At 71.7% G+C, this 17,409-nt stretch carries 12 protein-coding genes; 6 read left to right on the forward strand and 6 right to left on the reverse strand.

All coding sequences use genetic code 11. From position 1 onward, the window contains the following. The first annotated feature begins 64 nt into the window (after positions 1-64). The 4 genes from iolB (at position 65) to ACIRC0_RS04850 (ending at position 5,231) form a co-directional block, all read left to right on the forward strand. Positions 65-949 carry a 5-deoxy-glucuronate isomerase gene (iolB, locus tag ACIRC0_RS04835; RefSeq protein WP_403611257.1) on the forward strand — a complete coding sequence of 295 codons (885 nt, stop codon included), beginning with the start codon at positions 65-67 and terminating at the stop codon, positions 947-949. Beyond that, complete coding sequence (gene iolD / locus ACIRC0_RS04840) at positions 949-2,823, forward strand: 3D-(3,5/4)-trihydroxycyclohexane-1,2-dione acylhydrolase (decyclizing) (protein WP_403611259.1); 1,875 nt, start codon at positions 949-951, stop codon at positions 2,821-2,823. The genes iolB and iolD overlap by 1 nt, the downstream gene beginning before the upstream one ends. A gap of 34 nt (positions 2,824-2,857) precedes the next feature. Further along, positions 2,858-4,351 carry a CoA-acylating methylmalonate-semialdehyde dehydrogenase gene (locus ACIRC0_RS04845; protein WP_403611262.1) on the forward strand — a complete coding sequence of 498 codons (1,494 nt, stop codon included), beginning with the start codon at positions 2,858-2,860 and terminating at the stop codon, positions 4,349-4,351. Positions 4,352-4,430: 79 nt separating this feature from the next. Further along, a complete protein-coding gene (locus ACIRC0_RS04850; protein WP_403612710.1) occupies positions 4,431-5,231 on the forward strand; it encodes a GntR family transcriptional regulator in 801 nt (266 codons plus the stop codon). Between the two features lie 10 nt (positions 5,232-5,241). Here the strand turns inward: ACIRC0_RS04850 and ACIRC0_RS04855 are convergent, their stop codons facing one another. Next, entirely contained in the window at positions 5,242-6,396 is a 1,155-nt protein-coding gene (locus tag ACIRC0_RS04855) for a Gfo/Idh/MocA family protein (RefSeq protein WP_403611264.1), read from the reverse strand. Between the two features lie 109 nt (positions 6,397-6,505). Here ACIRC0_RS04855 and ACIRC0_RS04860 point away from each other — a divergent pair, with 109 nt between their 5' ends. After that, complete coding sequence (locus tag ACIRC0_RS04860; RefSeq protein WP_403611267.1) at positions 6,506-7,507, forward strand: LacI family DNA-binding transcriptional regulator; 1,002 nt, start codon at positions 6,506-6,508, stop codon at positions 7,505-7,507. 29 nt (positions 7,508-7,536) lie between these two features. Here ACIRC0_RS04860 and ACIRC0_RS04865 read toward each other — a convergent pair whose 3' ends face one another. The 4 genes from ACIRC0_RS04865 to ACIRC0_RS04880 form a co-directional block, all read right to left on the reverse strand. After that, positions 7,537-9,987: a SpoIIE family protein phosphatase gene (locus ACIRC0_RS04865; protein ID WP_403611270.1), complete on the reverse strand. Its 2,451-nt coding sequence runs from the start codon at positions 9,985-9,987 to the stop codon at positions 7,537-7,539. 217 nt (positions 9,988-10,204) lie between these two features. After that, on the reverse strand, positions 10,205-12,610 hold the full coding sequence (locus tag ACIRC0_RS04870; RefSeq protein ID WP_403611273.1) for an MFS transporter: 2,406 nt from the start codon (positions 12,608-12,610) through the stop codon (positions 10,205-10,207). A gap of 299 nt (positions 12,611-12,909) precedes the next feature. Further along, positions 12,910-13,353 (reverse strand): SRPBCC family protein, encoded by a 444-nt coding sequence (locus tag ACIRC0_RS04875; RefSeq protein WP_200418015.1) that lies wholly within the window; start codon positions 13,351-13,353, stop codon positions 12,910-12,912. 45 nt (positions 13,354-13,398) lie between these two features. Then, the gene (locus ACIRC0_RS04880) at positions 13,399-14,325 is read right to left on the reverse strand and encodes an alpha/beta hydrolase (protein WP_403611277.1); all 927 of its coding nucleotides are present in this window, start codon (positions 14,323-14,325) and stop codon (positions 13,399-13,401) included. Positions 14,326-14,521: 196 nt separating this feature from the next. On the opposite strand from ACIRC0_RS04880, the gene ACIRC0_RS04885 reads away from it, so the two are divergent. Continuing rightward, entirely contained in the window at positions 14,522-15,568 is a 1,047-nt protein-coding gene (locus tag ACIRC0_RS04885; RefSeq protein ID WP_403611279.1) for an Rv2578c family radical SAM protein, read from the forward strand. 111 nt (positions 15,569-15,679) lie between these two features. On the opposite strand, the gene ACIRC0_RS04890 is transcribed toward ACIRC0_RS04885, so the two are convergent. Beyond that, entirely contained in the window at positions 15,680-17,164 is a 1,485-nt protein-coding gene (locus tag ACIRC0_RS04890; protein WP_403611282.1) for a hypothetical protein, read from the reverse strand. Between the last annotated feature and the right edge of the window lie 245 nt (positions 17,165-17,409).

Raw genomic sequence — 17,409 nt, forward strand, 5'->3', positions numbered from 1 at the left:
CCCCGAGCCCCCGCCCCGAACGCCACGACGCCATGAACGTCCCGAAGCCACGAAGAAGGGCACCATGACCACCGCGAACCACCTCCCCGCGGGCAAAGCCGCAACCGGCGCCTACGCGGTCGACGTCACCCCCGAGTCGGCCGGCTGGGGCTACTCCAGCCTGAAGGTGCTCGAACTGCCGTCCGGCGGCTGGCACTCCTTCGACACCGGCGACAGCGAGTGGATCGTGCTCCCGCTGTCGGGCTCCTGCACCGTCGCCGTCGGCGGTGACACGTTTCGCCTGCACGGCCGCGAGAGCGTCTTCAGCGGCGTCAGCGACTTCGCGTACGTGCCGCGCGACGCACAGGTCGCGATCGCCTCCCGCGACGGCGGCCGCTTCGCGCTCACCGGCGCCCGCTGCGAGCGCCGGCTGCCCGCCCGCTACGGGCCCGCCTCGGCCGTCCCGGTCGAGCTGCGCGGCACCGGCAACTGCTCCCGCCAGGTCAACAACTTCGGGGCCGCCGGCGTCTTCGAGTGCGACAAGCTCATCGCCGTCGAGGTGATCACGCCGGGCGGCAACTGGTCGTCCTTCCCGCCGCACAAGCACGACGAGCACCGGCCCGGCGAGGAGTCGGAGCTGGAGGAGATCTACTACTTCGAGTTCGCGGCCCACGAGGGCACCCCCGGACTCGGCTACCAGCGGGTCTCCCCCTCCGGCCACGGCACCGGCACGGACGTGCTGGCGGAGGTGCGCGACGGTGACGTCGTGCTCATCCCGGACGGCTGGCACGGACCGTCCATGGCCGTGCCCGGCCACGACATGTACTACCTCAACGTCATGGCGGGCCCCGACCCCGACCGCGCCTGGCTGATCTGCGACCACCCCGACCACGCGTGGATCCGCGACACCTGGCCGGCCCAGCCGGCCGACCCCCGTCTCCCCCTCTACACGGCACCGGAGAAGCCCTGATGAGCAGCACTACCCGCCGTCTGACCGTCGCCCAGGCGCTGGTGCGGTTCCTGTCCGCGCAGTACACCGAGCGCGACGGCGTACGCCACCGCCTGATCGCCGGCACCTGGGGCATCTTCGGCCACGGCAACGTCGCCGGCATCGGCCAGGCGCTGCTCGAGGCCGGCGAGGGCACCATGCCCTTCCACCAGGGCCGCAACGAGCAGGCCATGGTGCACGCCGCCGTCGGCTACGCCCGCCAGCGGAACCGGCTCTCCGCACAGGCGGTCACCACCTCCATCGGCCCGGGCGCCACCAACCTGGTCACCGGCGCCGCGCTGGCCACGATCAACCGCCTGCCGGTGCTGCTGCTGCCCGGCGACTACTTCGCCACGCGCGCCGCCGACCCGCTGCTCCAGCAGCTGGAGCACCCGGTGGAGGCCGATGTGTCGGTCAACGACACGCTGCGCCCGGTCTCCCGCTACTTCGACCGGATCACCCGCCCGGAGATGCTGATCCCGTCCGCGCTGAACGCCATGCGCGTCCTCGCCGACCCGGCGGAGACCGGCGCGGTCACCCTGGCCATGCCGCAGGACGTGCAGGCGGAAGGCTTCGACTGGCCGGAGGAGTTCTTCGCCGAGCGCGTCTGGCACGTACGCCGTCCGGCCCCCGACCCGTTGGAGCTGGCGGAGGCGGTGCGCGCGATTCGCGAAGCCGAGCGGCCGCTGATCGTGGCGGGCGGCGGCGTCCACCACAGCGAGGCCGAGGAAGCCCTCAAGGCGCTGGTCGACGCGACCGGCATCCCGGTCGCCTCCACCCAGGCCGGCAAGGGCTCACTGCGCCACGACCACCCCGCCGACCTGGGCGGGATCGGCCACACCGGCACGGCGGTCTGCGACGACATCGCCCGCACCGCCGATCTGGTCATCGGCGTCGGCACCCGCTACAGCGACTTCACCACCGCGTCGAACACCCTGTTCCAGAACCCCGGTGTGCGGTTCGTGAACCTCAACATCACGGCCTTCGACGCCCACAAGCTCTCGGCCCTCACCGTGGTCGCGGACGCCCGGGCGGGCCTCTCCGCGCTCGCCGAGGGCCTGGCCGGCCATCGGGTGAGCGAGGCGTACGAGGCCGAGTACCGGGCGGGCAAGGAGCGCTGGGAGCAGGTCGTCGAGGCCGCCTACCGCGCCGGCGACGAGAACTCCGTGCCGACCCAGACCCAGGTCCTCGGTGCCCTGGACGCGGTCGTGGGCGACGACGACGTGGTGATCAACGCGGCCGGCTCGCTCCCCGGGGACCTGCACAAGCTGTGGCGGGCCCGTTCGCCGCGCCAGTACCACCTGGAGTACGGCTACTCCTGCATGGGCTACGAGATCCCGGCCGGCATCGGCGTCCAGCAGGCCGCGCCCGGTACACCGGTGTGGTCGCTGGTCGGCGACGGCACCTACCTGATGATGCCGACGGAGATCGTGACCGCCGTCCAGGAGGGCCTGCCGGTCAACCTGGTCCTGATCCAGAACCACGGCTACGCCTCCATCGGCGGCCTGTCGGAGGAGACCGGCGGTGAGCGGTTCGGCACCGCCTACCGCTACCGGGCCGCCGACGGCACTTTCACCGGGGCCCCGCTCCCGGTGGACCTGGCCGCCAACGCCGCCAGCCTCGGCATGGACGTGCTGCGCGCCAAGACCGTACGGGAACTGCGCGACGCGCTGGCCGCGGCGCGCGCCTCCGACCGGCCGACCTGCGTGTACGTCGAGACCGACCCGACGCCGACCGCTCCGCCCGCCGAGGCCTGGTGGGACGTGCCCGTCGCCGAGGTCGCCACCCGCGAGGCCGCCGTGTCCGCCCGCGAGCGCTACGACCGGCACGCCGCCGACCGCCGACGCCACCTCTGACTCCCCCGCTGAACGAAAGGTCCCACACCGCGCCATGAAGACCATCACCCACTGGATCGGCGGCAAGCCCGTCGAGGGCACCTCGGGCCGCTTCGGCCCGGTCTACAACCCGGCCACCGGCGCCCAGGAGAAGCAGATCGCGTTCGCCACGGTCGACGAGGTCGACGCCGCGGTCGCCACCGCCAAGGCCGCGTTCGAAAGCTGGGGACAGAGCTCGCTCGCCAAGCGCACGGCGATCCTCTTCAAGTTCCGCGAGCTGCTGGACGCGCACCGCGACGAGATCGCCGAGCTGATCACCGCGGAGCACGGCAAGGTCCACTCCGACGCGCTCGGCGAGGTCGCACGCGGCCTGGAGGTCGTGGAGCTGGCCTGCGGCATCTCCGAGAAGCTGAAGGGCGAGCTGTCCACCCAGGTCTCCACCCGGGTCGACGTCGCCTCGATCCGCCAGCCGCTCGGCGTGGTCGCCGGCATCACGCCGTTCAACTTCCCGGCGATGGTCCCGATGTGGATGTTCCCGATCGCCATCGCGACCGGCAACACCTTCGTGCTCAAGCCGAGCGAGAAGGACCCGTCGGCCTCCTACCGCCTCGCCGAGCTGCTCGCCGAGGCGGGCCTGCCGGACGGGGTGTTCAACATCGTCCAGGGCGACAAGGTGGCCGTCGACCGGCTCCTGGAGCACCCGGACGTCGCCGCGGTCTCGTTCGTCGGCTCCACCCCGATCGCCAAGTACATCCAGCTCAAGGCGGTCGAGCACGACAAGCGCGTGCAGGCCCTCGGTGGCGCCAAGAACCACATGCTGGTCCTCCCGGACGCGGACCTGGACTTCGCCGCCGACCAGGCGATCAACGCGGCGTACGGTTCGGCGGGCGAGCGCTGCATGGCCGTGTCCGTCGTCGTGGCGGTGGGCGACACCGGTGACGAGCTGGTGGCGAAGATCGCCGAGCGTGCGAAGAACCTCCGCATCGGCCCCGGAAACGACCCGGCCTCGGAGATGGGACCGCTGATCACGCGCGAGCACCGCGACAACGTGGCGTCGTACGTGACGAGCGCGGCGGAGCAGGGCGCCGAGGTCGTGGTCGACGGCACGGGCTATTCGGTCGAGGGCCACGAGAACGGCTTCTTCATCGGTGTCTCGCTGCTGGACAAGGTGCCGGTGACGGCGGACGCGTACAAGGACGAGATCTTCGGCCCGGTCCTGTGCGTGGTGCGCGCGGAGACGTACGACGACGCGATCAAGCTGATCAACAGCTCCCGCTGGGGCAACGGCACCGCGATCTTCACCCGGGACGGCGGCGCGGCCCGCCGCTTCCAGCTGGAGGTGCAGGCGGGCATGGTCGGCGTCAACGTGCCGATCCCGGTGCCCGTCGGTTACCACTCCTTCGGTGGCTGGAAGGACTCGCTCTTCGGTGACCTGCACATCTACGGCAACGACGGCGTCGCCTTCTACACCCAGGGCAAGGTGATCACCACGCGCTGGCCGGACCCGGCCGACGGCGGCATCAACCTCGGGTTCCCCAGCAACTCCTGATGAGAGCGGCGGCCGGTGCGGGAGGGGGCGTGTGGCCTCCCGCACCGGCCGCACTCTCCCTGATTGTCAGGACAAGATGATGACAAGTGTTCCGGTCAACCAGTCGGCGGCATATTCTCCCACCGTGACCACTTCCGCACCCGGCGCCCTCGATTTCGCCCTCGACCGCAGCAGCCCGGTGCCCCTCTACTACCAGCTGGCGCAACAGCTGGAGGCGGCGATCGAGCACGGCGTGCTGGGCCCGGGCAGCCTGCTGGGCAACGAGATCGAGCTCGCCGGGCGGCTCGGCCTGTCGCGGCCCACGGTGCGCCAGGCCATCCAGTCGCTGGTCGACAAGGGCCTGCTGGTCCGCCGCCGGGGCGTGGGCACGCAGGTGGTGCACAGCCAGGTCAAGCGCCCCCTGGAGCTGAGCAGTCTCTACGACGACCTGGAGTCCGCGGGGCAGAAGCCGGCGACCCAGGTGCTGCGCAACGAGGTGGTGCGGGCGTCCGCCGAGGTCGCGGCCGCGCTGGGGATCGCCGAGGGCGGCGAGGTGCACCATCTGGAGCGCCTGCGCCTCGCCCACGGAGAGCCGATGGCGTTCCTGTCCAACTACGTGCCGACGGGCCTGCTGGACCTCGACACCGACCGGCTCCAGGCCACGGGCCTGTACCGGATGCTGCGGGGCGTCGGCATCACCCTGCACAGCGCCCGGCAGACCGTCGGCGCCCGCTGCGCCACGGCAGAGGAGGCGGAGCGGCTGGGCGAGCCGGAGGGCGCGGCCCTGCTGACCATGCAGCGCACGGCGTACGACGACACCGGCCGCGCCGTCGAGTACGGCACCCACATCTACCGCGCCTCGCGCTACTCCTTCGACTTCCAGCTGCTGGTGCGGCCCTGACCGGCCGGGCTCACGCCAGGTCCACCCAGCCGCGCCGCTCGGCCGAGCGGCTCATGGCGTCCAGGGCGGCGGCGCTGCGCACGGCGTCCTCGAGGGTCGGGCCGTGGGCCGTGCCCTCCGCGACGGAGCGCAGGAAGTGGTACGCCTCGATGACCTTGAGGTCGTCGTAGCCCATGCTGTTGGCCGAGCCGGGCTGGAAGGCGGCGTACTCGCCGTGCCCGGGGCCGACGTAGAGGGTGCTGACGGGCTGGTCCTGGTACGCCGTACCGCGGCTGACGCCGAGTTCGCCCATGCGGCGGAAGTCCCAGAAGAGGGCGCCCTTGGTGCCGTGGACCTCGAAGCCGTAGTTGTTCTGTTCGCCGACCGAGACCCGGCTCGCCTCGAGCACGCCGCGGGCGCCGGAGGAGAAGCGCAGCAGGCAGCCCACGTAGTCCTCGTTCTCCACGGGGCCCGGCTCGCCGCCGGTCGCTCGGGCGTGGCCGGCGGTGGCCCCTGTGGGGCGGGCGCGTTCGGGGATGAAGACGGCGGTGTCGGCGGCCAGCGACTCGATCTCGCCGAGCAGGAAGCGGGCCAGGTCCACGCCGTGCGAGGCGAGGTCGCCGAGGACTCCGCTGCCGCCGCGCTCCCGCTCGTACCGCCAGGTCAGGGCGCCCTCCGGGTGGGCGGCGTAGTCGCTGAAGAGGCGGATGCGGACGTGGGTGACGGTGCCGATCTCACCGGAGGCGATCAGTTCGCGGGCGGTGGCGACGGCGGGCGCACCCCGGTAGTTGAACCCGACCGTGCCCTGCACGCCGGCCTTGGCGACCGCGCCCGCGACCGCGCGGGCGTCCTCGGCGGTCAGGCCGACCGGCTTCTCGATCCAGATGTGCTTGCCCGCCTCGGCCATGGCGACGCCGATCTCGCGGTGCAGGAAGTTCGGGGCGGCGATGCTCACCGCCCGCACCCGTGGATCGGCGGCGATGTCGCGCCAGTCCCGGACCGGGGTGGCGAAGCCGTACTGAGCGGCGGCCTCCTCCGCCCGGCCTGGAACCTCGTCGGCGACGGCGACCAGTTCGGGGCGCAGGGGCAGCTGCGGGAAGTGGTGCGGCAGGCGGACGTAGGCCTGGGTGTGCACCCGCCCCATCCAGCCGAATCCCACGACGGCGACGCCGAGCGTACTCACCATGACTGCCCCTCTTGGACCGTTCCAGAACGTGCGCGGCCCACACTGGAGGGCATATCCCCACTTGTCAATCCCTTTGACAAGCGCGTCCACCGTATGGAACGGTCCACGCATGAGACCGCCGACGATCCGCGATGTGGCCGAACGGGCCGGAGTGTCGAAGTCGCTGGTCTCCCTGGTGCTGCGCGGCTCCGACCAGGTGCGCCCGGAGAAGCGGCAGGCGGTGCTGGCCGCCGTCGAGGAGCTGGGGTACCGGCCCAACGCCGCCGCACGCAGCCTCAGCGAGCGCCGCACCCGTACGGTCGGCGTCCTGCTCAACGACATGCGCAACCCCTGGTTCGTGGAGCTGCTCGACGGCCTGAACTCCCGGCTGCACGACGCCGGTCTGCGCATGCTGCTGGCCGACGGCCACCTCAACCGGCGCCTCGGCGAGGACCTGACCCGCACCTTCACGGACCTGCGGGTCGACGGGTTGATCGCGGTCGGCACCCTGCCGCCCTCCGAGGCCCTGCGCCAGGCCGCCGCCCGGATCCCCACCGTCGTCGCCGGGGCCCGCGAGCCGGAACTGCCCGCCGTCGACATCGTCGCGAACGACGACGAGCACGGCGCCCGCCTCGCCACCGAGCACCTGATCGGTCTCGGCCACCGTCGCATCGCCCACATCGCCGGGCAGGGCGTGGTCGGCGCACTGCGCCGGCGCAGTTTCGAGACCGTGATGCGCGAGCACGGCCTCGCCGACTCGGCGATCGTGGAACAGGGCGACCTGACGGAGGAGGGCGGCTACCGGGCCGCGATCCGCCTGCTCAGCGCCCGCCGACGCCCCACGGCCGTCTTCGCCTTCAACGACATCGCCTGCGTAGGCGCCCTCTCGGCGGCGGAGGAGCTGGGGCTGCGGGTGCCGCGCGACCTCTCCCTCGTCGGCTACGACAACACCTACCTCTCGCGTCTGCGGCACCTGTGGCTCACCACGGTGGACAACGGCAGCCACGACGTGGGCCGCCGCGCCGCCGGGCGCCTCCTGGACCGCATCGCCGACCCGGCCCGCCCGGCGGAACTGGTCCTGACGACACCGGCGCTGGAGGTGAGGGGGACGACGAGCGGGCCGTCGGCCTGACACATGGCTTCCGGTAACGCGGCGGCCGGTCAGCGTCGGGCGGCGCGTGGCAGCGTCAGTTCGAACCAGACCGTCTTTCCGGCGCTCGTCCGGCTGGTCCCCCACTCGCGGGCCAGCGTGCTCACCACGCGCAGGCCGCGGCCGGACTCGTCACCGGGTCCGGCGCTGAGCAGCGTGGGCAGCGTGTGGTCGTCGTCGTCCACCTCGCACAGCAGGGTGTCGCCGCGCACGAGCCGCAGTTCGACCGGGCGGCCGTGGGAGTGCCGTACGGCGTTGGTGACCAGTTCGCTGACCATCAACTCGGCGTTGTGCGCGAGCGCGTCGAGCCCCCAGTCGTGGAGCTGTTCACGGACCACCGCGCGGGCCCGGCCCACCTCGACGGGGTCCAGGGTGAACCGCCACACGGCGACGTCCTCGGGTTCGATGCCGGCCAGCCGGGCCATGAGCAGCGCCACGTCGTCCTTGCGGCCGCCGCACGTGTTGAGGGCGCGGATGATCGTGTCGCAGGCGTCGTCCATGGAGGCCGCCGGGTGCGCGGCGGACTCGCACAGCGTGGCGAGCCCGACACCGATGTCCTCGCCGCGCACCTCGACCAGTCCGTCGGTGCACATCACCAGCCGGTCGCCGGGCGCCACCGGCACCCGTACCGACTCGAACGGCACCCCACCGACGCCGATCGGCGCACCCGTGGGCAGGTCGAGCAGTTCACTGCGCCCGTCCTCCGCGCGGACGATCACCGGTGGGATGTGGCCGGCGTTGGCGAGGTGCAGTTCGCTCGCGATCGGGTCGTAGACGGCGTAGAGGCAGGTCGCGAGGTAGGTGTCGCCGAGTCGCTGGGCGAGGTCGTCGAGGTTGCGCAGCAGCTGGGCGGGCGGCAGGTCGAGCGCGGCCATGGTCTGTACGGCCGTGCGCAACTGGCCCATCATGGCGGCGGAGTTGAGCCCGTGTCCCATGACGTCGCCGACGACGAGGGCGGTGCGGGCGCCGGGCAGTTTCACGGAGTCGAACCAGTCGCCGCCGACGCGTCCGAGCAGGGTGCCCGGGAGGTAGCGGGTGGCGATGTCGCAGCCCGTCATGCGCGGTGCGATGTGCGGCAGCATGCTGTCCTGGAGGGTCTCCGCGACGTTCTCCTGGTACGTGTACATGCGCGCGTTGTCCAGCACGAGGGCCGCGCGGGCGGCGAGTTCGGCACCCGTGACCCGGTCCATGTCGTTGAACTCGGGACGCTCCGGATGGCGCATCAGCGCCATGAACCCGAGGACCACCTGGCGCGCCTTCAGCGGCACGATCAGCATGGAGCGGTGGGTGATGAGAGGCCGGATGTCGCGCTTGTCGAACTGGGAGGCGATGGCGTGCCCCATCTCCTCGCTGATGCGCGGGATGACGACGGGCTGCCCGGTGGTCATGCACTGGAAGAAGGGCGTCTCCGCCGGGAACGGCATGGCCTCGCCGACCGGCACGACGTCTTCCCAGCGGCCCGGCTCGTCGGTGTGCTCCAGGGCGACCCGGTGCCACATGGTGGTGGTGTCGGGCACGCCGTCGGGGAACCCCTCGCCGGCGACGACCTGCTCGCGCAGATACGTGCAGGCCACGTCGGTGAAGCGGGGCACCACGGCCTTGCTGACCTCGATGATGGTCTGCGCCAGGTCGAGGGAGGTGCCGATCTTGCCGCTGACCTCGTTGAGGAACTCCAGCCGCTCGCGCACCGCGGCGTACTCGAGGTCCTCGCCCTCGTCCTGGACGTCCTGCGGCACCGGCTGCCCGGCCGCCACGGCGCGCGCCGCCCGCTCCCGGCGCTCCCTGCGCTCCGCGCGCCGGGGCACGCCCCAGTCGGGGGTGACGGGAACCCGGTCGTTCTGGCTGAACTCCAGGATCGGATAGCCGAGTTCGAGGACCTGCGAGACGATGCGAGCGCTTTCGCCCACGCTCATGCTGGGCAGGATCTCCGGCAGCCTGCGGGCGAGTTCCTCCGCGCCGGGGAAGTCGGTGTGCAGGGCGAAACCGGGCGCGATGCGCTCGACCGCCATGCCGTCGTCCTGGTGATGCAGCGCGCCCGCGTCGGCGGCCAGCACCAGCAGCCGCTCCGGGCCCGGACCCACCAGGGGGTACGCCCACCACAGCACGTCCACGCGCTCGGTGTCGGGCACGGAGAGCCGGGCGCGCCCCGCGGCCGGGTACGACAGCCGCCCGTCGAGCGAGGACTCCAGGCCGGGGCCGAGTCCGTCGTACGCCACGTACGCCCCGTAAGGCCCGGTGTCCTCACCTTCGGGCAGGGCGCCGGAGACGGGCAGCAGATCGACGGCGGGCCGCCCGAGCGCGTCCTCCCTGGGGATGCCGAACAACCTTCGCGCACCCCGGCTCCAGTGCGAGACCAGCCCCTCGCGGTCCACCACGACCACGGCCAGCGGGATACGGCCGGCCGCGGCGTACTCCGCCGCTCCGTGCCCGGCCGAGGCGCCCGTCTCGGTGCCATGGTCCATGGCCCAGGCCCTTTCTCCCCGCTTGCAAGATCTGTGCCGCCACCAACACGGTAGGGCCCCTACTGGTTGGGATGTGCAGCATTACGCGAATTGGTCCCACAGGGGCGCACAGGCACGCCCCAAGGGGCGCGCGGCGGTGACATTCTGCGGCTCCGCCGCGCGGGCGCGACCGGCCACGAACAGCCCGCGGCCGACAGACCTGTGAGCCCCCACCCCCTTAGTCCTCATGCCCCAACTGCAGATCACGCTCGGTCCGACCGCCCCCGGCGACCTGCAACACCGTGGCCACCGGCGGGTAACCGGCCGCGATGACCGTGTACTCCCCTGACGACAGATCGATGAATCGATAGGTCCCGTCGGCCCCGGTGGTCAGCGTGTCGACGACGTTGCCCGCGGCGTCCAGCAGCGTCACCCGCGCGTCCTCGACCGGCCGTCCGTCCCCCGCACGGACCGTGCCCCGCAGCACCGCGCCGCCCGCGAGTTCGACGTCCTGCCGGGTCTCGCGCGAGGCCTGCACGCTGACGGGGAGCGCGGCCGGGCGGAATGCGGGGGCGCTCGCGGCGAGGGTGTACTCACCGGCCACCAGCTCGGTGATGACGTAGCTTCCCTCGCGCCCGCTGCGGGTGGTCGCGACCACCTCTCCGTGCACGTTGGTGAGCGTGACGGCGGCGTCGCGCACCGGGGTGCCGTCGGCCGTGACCACGCTGCCCGCCAGCCGTCCCGCGCCGCCGAGCACGACGTCCAGTTCGACCGGGCGCTCCCCGACGGTCACCGAGACGGCCTGCGGCTGGTGGCCGCCGGCCGCGGCGATGAGGACGTAGGACCCGGAGCCGGGCGTGGACAGCGCGTACCGCCCGTCCTCGCCGCTCGCGCCCCGCCCGATCTGCACGCCCGCGACGTCGATGAGGGTGAGCGCCGCGCGCGGGACGACGGTGCCGTCGGGGTGCTGGACCGTGCCGCAGACGGGCACGCCGGCGGCGTACGGCGCGCGCGCCTGCGGGACCTGGACGGAGGGCGGGCAGTCGGCTGGGGCGTTGTGGGACACCAGTGGTTTCTCCTTGAGGAAGAAGGCGATGAGCAGGCCGAGGACGATCACCGGGACGAGGTAGAGAAAGATCCGCGGCATGGCCTCGGCGTACGCCTCGATGTACGCGTTCCGCAGCGTCGGCGGCAGTGCGTGGACGAGTTGCGGCGTGATGGACTCGGGGTCGGGCAGACGGGCGCCCGAGCTCGCCGGGAGGCGTTCGCGCAGGGCGTCCGAGAGCCGGTGGGCGAACAGGGTCCCGAAGACGGCGGCACCGACGCTGCCGCCGATCTGCCGGAAGTAGTTGTTGGCGCTGGTCGCGGTGCCGAGGTCGGCCGGGCGGACGGAGTTCTGCACGGCGAGGATCAGCACCGGCATCACCAAGCCGATACCTGCGCCGAGGACGGCCATCCACACGCTGTACTCCAGCCGGGGCGTGTCCACGTCGAGCCGGGACAGCAGCCACATGCCGATCGCGGCCAGGACGCTGCCGAGGAGCGGAAAAACCTTGTAGCGGCCTGTGTGGCTGATGAGCTGCCCGCTGATGATCGAGGCGCCGACGATTCCGGCCATCATCGGCAGCATCAGCAGCCCGGACTCGGTGGCGCTCGCCCCGTCGACCATCTGCAGGAAGGTGGGCAGGTAGCTGGCGGCACCGAACAGGGCGACGCCGATGACGAGACCCACGAGCGCGGTGACGTTGAAGACGGGGTCCCTCAGCAGCCGCAGCGGGATGAGGGGTTCGACGGCGAACCGCTCGACGACCAGGAAGAGGACGCATCCGAGGGCCGCGCCCGCGCCGAGGCCCAGGATGACCCGCGAGTCCCAGGCGTACTCGGTGCCGCCCCAGCTGGTCAGCAGCACCAGGCAGGTCGACGTCGCTGCCAGCAGCAGGGTGCCGAGGACGTCGAGGCGGGCCTTGACGGCGGGCCTCGGCAGTTTCAGCACCGCCGTGACGACGGCGAAGGTGACCAGGCCGAAGGGCACGTTGACGTAGAAGCACCAGCGCCAGGAGAGGTGGTCCGTGAAGTAGCCGCCCAGCAGGGGCCCGGCGACGGAGGCGAGACCGAAGGCGGCGCCGATGATGCCCATGTAGCGGCCGCGTTCGCGGGGCGGGACGATGTCCGCGATGATCGCCTGCACACCGATCATCAGGCCGCCGGCGCCGATGCCCTGGATCGCGCGGAAGGCGATGAGCTGGTCCATGGTCGACGCCCGGCCGGCGAGCGCGGAGCCGACGACGAAGACGCCGATCGCGAACTGGAAGACGCCCTTGCGGCCGAAGAGGTCACCGCACTTGCCGTAGACCGGAAGGCCGACGGTGGAGGTCAGCAGGTAGGCGGTGATCGCCCAGGACATCCGGTCCAGGCCGTGCAGCTCGCCGACGACCTTGGGGAGCGCGGTTGCCACGATCATCTGGTCGAGGGCTGCGAGCAGCAGCGCGAGCATGAGCCCGACGAAGACCAGCCGGATCCGGCGGGGGCCGAGCGCCACGGGCACCTCGGGCGGCTCGACGCCGGCCGGCTCCCGGTGCGCGTCCGGGACCACGGACAGCACGGCCCGCTCGTCGTCCACGTCCACCGCAGTCGTCCCGCCCACGTACCGCTCCCCTCGTCGCGTCTGCGCCGCACATTTCTCGCATTGCGCGACAACAGGGAGCAACCGCGACGAGTCGCCCGTGAGACGGGCCGTGGAAGGTATGCGCCGGTCGGAGCGCTACGGCGCACCACCGCGCCCCACGGAAAACCACTCGAAACGGTGAGCGCGAGAATCAGCCCGTCGACTGACGGCGCGCGCTCCGGGGAGCGGAGAACCGGTCCCGAGCCCCCCGGAGCGCACAGGGAGTCATGGCGGCGCGAACGGACTCCCGCCGTTCGCGCCCGACGCCGTACGCCCCGTCACTTCTCCACGTCGGCGGCGAGCTTCGCGAGGATCGCGTCGTAGATCCGGGCGAGGCCCTTGGGCGCGAAGGTCTTCTCAAAGAAGCCACCGATGCCGCCGGCGCCCTTCCAGGTGGTGGTCACGACGACCCGGGACCTGCCCTCGCCGGCCGGGGTGACCCGCCAGGTGGTGACCATGGAGGAGTTGCGGTCCTTCTCGACGAGTTCGCCGTCGGTCGGCTCGCTGACCTCCAGCAGGCAGTCACGGACGCGCTTGCTGGTGGCCTGGAGCTTCCAGTGCACGAGGGTTCCCTCCCCGTCGCCGCCCTCGCGCACCTCGTACTCGCTGAACTGTTCGGGCAGCAGCCGCGCGCGGGTGCCGCTGTAGTCGGCGAGCGCGTCGAACACCGTCTCCGCGTCCGCCGCGATGGTCCGCTCCGTGGTGGCCTCGACCTGCGCCATGACCTTCCTCTTCCCTGTACGTGTGATGGGGTGTGCGCCATCCCATCACACCCGGGGCGTGGCCCCGGACCGCACCCGTGCCGTCAACTGCCGCTCATCCTCCGCGGACACCGACAGGCGCTCCTCGAAGAACGCGAGCGCGCGCAGGTGGTACGCGCGCGCCGCCCAGCCCAGGCTGATGTTGTGGCCCGCCGCAGGCTGGCGTTCGACGCGGACCACGGGCGTCGCGGCGAGGCGCGCGGTGAGGTCGGCGAGGTCCCGTTCCCCGTGCAGCCACCACGCCTCGTGCTCGGCGAAGGTCAGCCTCACGGGGATCCGGACGCGCGGCGCCAGGTCCTCGAACAGCGATGGCCAGTGGGCGACTTCGGCCGTCTCGCGGGCCGGCATGGGAGCGATGAGCGAGCCGATCGAGCGGAACGTCCCCGGCGGATACAGCCACAGCGGACCCCAGTTGCGGCCCCGGTGCGCGCCGCGCCCGATGTCGAGCAGTTCGGCGGGCTCGACGCCGTAGCGGTGGCCGCAGCCGGAGACGTCCAGTGCGAGCAGCCCGTCGGCGCGCGCGGCCGTCACGAGGGCGAGTTTGCCGCCGTAGGAGTGCGCCAGCAGGAAGAAGCCCGCTCCGGTGGCATACCGCGCCGCGAACGCCTCCAGGGCGGCCTGGAGCACCTCGGCCTGTTCGGCGAGGGTCTGCCCGTCGGGCAGCCGGCCGGCGGACAGCCCGTAGCCGGGCCGGTCCACCGCGAGCACCGTGAAGCCGAGGCGGGCGCCGAGGGTCAGGAGGGACAGGTCGGGGTGGGCCTGCCCGTCGAAGTAGCCCGCCGTCATGCCGCCGCCGTGCAGGGCGACCACGGTGGCGCGCGGCTCGCCGTCCGGCACCTCGGCGAGCAGGCAGGACAGGGTGACGCCCGCGGCTTCCAGGGTGAGGTGACGTACGCCCGTGGAGATGCTCCCCGGCGGTCTCGACTGCTGCATCTCTCTGTTATGACGCAGACGGAGCCACGGGGCTGAGGGGCGCGCCGACGTCCCGCGCGCGGTGCACGACTGCCTGCCCCGGAAAGCCGCAGGCCGGGGTCGACCTTCCGCTAATTCGAACGTGCAACCGAATCCACCTCGCGATCAAGGGAACGTGTGTTCTATTCTGTGGCGCAGTACTACCGAGGAGGCGCCCATGCGCTGGGATCATCTGGCCGAGAACCCCGCCGCGGCCCGGGGCGCCGCGCTGTTCGACGCGGACGCGGTGACCACCCGCACATTCGACACCCCGGAGTTCCGCGGCATCACCTTCCACGAGGTGCGGGCGCGTTCGATCGTGAACCGGGTGCCGGGCGCCTCCCGCATGCCCTTCGAGTGGACGGTCAACCCCTACCGGGGCTGCACACACGCGTGCGTGTACTGCTTCGCCCGCAAGACGCACAGCTACCTCGACCTCGACACGGGGCTCGGCTTCGACACCCAGGTCGTGGTGAAGGTCAACGCACCCGAACTGCTGCGCGCCCACCTCGGCTCACCCCGCTGGCACGGCGAGCACATCGCGATGGGCACCAACGTCGACTGCTACCAGCGGGCCGAGGGCCGCTACCGGTTGATGCCGGGCATCATCGCGGCGCTGCGCGACCACGCGAACCCCTTCTCGATCCTCACCAAGGGCACCCTGATCCTGCGCGACCTCGACCTGCTGAAGCAGGCCGCCGAGGTCACCGACGTCGGCATCTCCGTCTCCGTCGGCTTCACCGACCAGGAGCTGTGGCGCACCGCCGAACCGGGCACTCCCGCCCCGGAGCGCCGGCTGGACGTCGTGCGCACGCTCGGCGAGCACGGCATCGGCTGCGGTGTCCTGATGGCCCCCGTGATCCCCTTCCTGAGCGACGACCCGGCCCAACTCCGCGCCACCGTACGGGCGATCGCCGCCTCGGGGGCGACCTCGGTGACCCCGCTGGTGCTCCATCTGCGCCCGGGCGCGCGCGAATGGTTCATGGCCTGGCTGGAGCGCCGGCATCCGTATCTCGTACGCCGTTACGAACGGCTGTACGCGGACGGCGCCTACGCCCCGAAGTGGTACCAGCGCCGGATCACCGGCCAGGTGCACGAGCTGGCCCAGGAGTACGGCATCGGCCCGACGCGCCCCGGGATGCCGCACAGGATCCGCCGGCCCGAGCCCGAGCCGGTTGCGGCGGAGCCGACCGTGACGGGGCCGACGCAGCTCTCGCTCCTGTGATCGACGCGCATACGAGCGACTCTTGACTCCATGCCGGTCCGGCGAACTTTTCGGGGCCCGTTCCCGGCACCAGATGGCGCCGGGAACGGGCCCCTCCCGACGTGCGTCAGGTCAGTGCAGGTTCTGCACCGCCGGGTCGGTGAAGCCGACGGCGAAGACCGTGCGCAGGGACGAGGTCGTCGAGCCGTTGTAGCCGTAGCAGGCGTCCAGCGTGCTCGTCGGCGTGTGCTCGTCGTACCGCGGGTCGCTCGGGCTGTAGCAGATGCCCTCGGTCAGCCCCCACAGCTCGTCGACCTGGGTCGCGTCGAGCTTCGGCCAGTAGCTCAGGGCCTGCGGCGGACCGGCCGCCCAGTTGCCGCCGGCCGCGCAGGTCGTTCCGGCCCTGGTGTCGCCGATCCACGTGTGGGAGTACACGCCGGGCTGGGTGCCGCAGCCCTTGTGGAAGGCGAAGTTCAGCACGCCCTGGTCGTCGGTCCAGGTCATGCCGCCCTGCAGGCCCCGGTAGCGGGAGGCCGCGTAGGCGTCCTGGATGACGGTCTTGCCACTGGACATGTTGAGCAGCCCCGGGTAGGTCGAGGAGCTCGTCGGGTTGAGCTGGTAGCGCACCACGCGGCCGCCGTCGACGCCGCCGTACCACTCGCCGGTGACCAGCTTGTACGGGCTGCCGCCGGTCTTGTCGAGGGAGAGCCAGGAGTAGCAGAGGTGGTCGGGGTCGAGGGTGCCGGCGTTCGCGTCGGAGTCGCACGAGGTGGGTGTGCCCGACTGCTGGTAGTAGTGCACCTCGGGCAGCACGTACGGGTAGCCGCACGCGCTGGAGCGGCCGCCGCTGATGCCGTAGGTGCTGACGCCGGAGCCGTAGTCGTCGACCTTGGCGAGCTTGTTGATGTCGAACACCCGGATGCCGTGCGCGGTGTCCGTGACGTAGATGTAGTTGGCGTACCAGACGATGCCGCCGCCGTGGCCCGTGACGAACTTGAAGTTCGACGCGCTCGACGAGGTGCTGGTCGGCTCGGCGAGCAGGACGTGGCGGTACTTGCCGGTGTCACGGTCGATGAAGGTGAGCTTCAGCAGGTTGTCCGTCTTGCAGCCGCTGGAGGTCTCCCCGGACAGCGTCTCGTAGTGCCAGGAGACCGCGGCGACGTGGTCTCCCTGGATCGCGCCGTCGCTGCCGTCGGCCGTACCGGTGGTGCTCAGACCCTGCGGGTACCAGTGCTGGGTGGTGTCGTCGCCGTGCGCCGACGACCAGCACCAGGCGACCTTGGTGGTCACCGGCGGCAGCGCCTTGGTCTCGTTGCCCGAGCAGGTTCGCATCGAGCGCAGGTTCAGCCAGGAGTCGGTGGCGCCCGACGAGTTCGTGGTGTAGTTCGTGGTGATGACGTCCGTCAGACTGGCGTGGTCCGTCAGGTAGTTGTTGTAGAGGTTGTTCGTCGCGGCGACGTAACTGGTGTCCGTCATCTTGAACTGGTCGCCGCTGAGCGTCAGTTGCGTCACCGTGGGGGTGTCCGCAGCCGTCGCCGACTGCCCCGTCAGCCCGGCGAACAGGGCGGCCGCGGCCGCGACCACGGCCAGCTGTCTGAATCTTCCTATGGGCGCCACGCGCACCTTCCATGGAGCGAACCGTGGGCATGTCTCGTCTGGAGCATGCCAATCATGCAAACGCATAGAGCATAGGCGAGGCGTGCTGAAGGCACGGCGCGGATGCGGCATTCGGCCCGGAATCGGTGGTGACCACCGGAGCCCGCGACCGGGACACGCGGGCGATCGCCTGTCCGCCGTCACCCGTCCGCATCCCACCCCGGGATCGTCGGCAGCACCTTCTGGGCGCCGCGGAGCAGCATGGC

Origin of the sequence: Streptomyces sp. NPDC093984, assembly GCF_044764595.1 — a bacterium.
GTDB classification, from domain to species: domain Bacteria; phylum Actinomycetota; class Actinomycetes; order Streptomycetales; family Streptomycetaceae; genus Streptomyces; species Streptomyces cynarae.

Bases quoted from the DNA above. Each gene is read 5' to 3' on its own strand.
- ACIRC0_RS04865 (WP_403611270.1), bottom strand. From the start codon at position 9,987: ATGGACCATGGCACCGAGACGGGCGCCTCGGCCGGGCACGGAGCGGCG.
- ACIRC0_RS04885 (WP_403611279.1), top strand. From the start codon at position 14,522: ATGCGCTGGGATCATCTGGCCGAGAACCCCGCCGCGGCCCGGGGCGCC.
- ACIRC0_RS04845 (WP_403611262.1), top strand. From the start codon at position 2,858: ATGAAGACCATCACCCACTGGATCGGCGGCAAGCCCGTCGAGGGCACC.
- ACIRC0_RS04855 (WP_403611264.1), bottom strand. From the start codon at position 6,396: ATGGTGAGTACGCTCGGCGTCGCCGTCGTGGGATTCGGCTGGATGGGG.
- ACIRC0_RS04860 (WP_403611267.1), top strand. From the start codon at position 6,506: ATGAGACCGCCGACGATCCGCGATGTGGCCGAACGGGCCGGAGTGTCG.
- ACIRC0_RS04850 (WP_403612710.1), top strand. From the start codon at position 4,431: ATGACAAGTGTTCCGGTCAACCAGTCGGCGGCATATTCTCCCACCGTG.
- iolB (WP_403611257.1), top strand. From the start codon at position 65: ATGACCACCGCGAACCACCTCCCCGCGGGCAAAGCCGCAACCGGCGCC.
- ACIRC0_RS04875 (WP_200418015.1), bottom strand. From the start codon at position 13,353: ATGGCGCAGGTCGAGGCCACCACGGAGCGGACCATCGCGGCGGACGCG.
- iolD (WP_403611259.1), top strand. From the start codon at position 949: ATGAGCAGCACTACCCGCCGTCTGACCGTCGCCCAGGCGCTGGTGCGG.
- ACIRC0_RS04880 (WP_403611277.1), bottom strand. From the start codon at position 14,325: ATGCAGCAGTCGAGACCGCCGGGGAGCATCTCCACGGGCGTACGTCAC.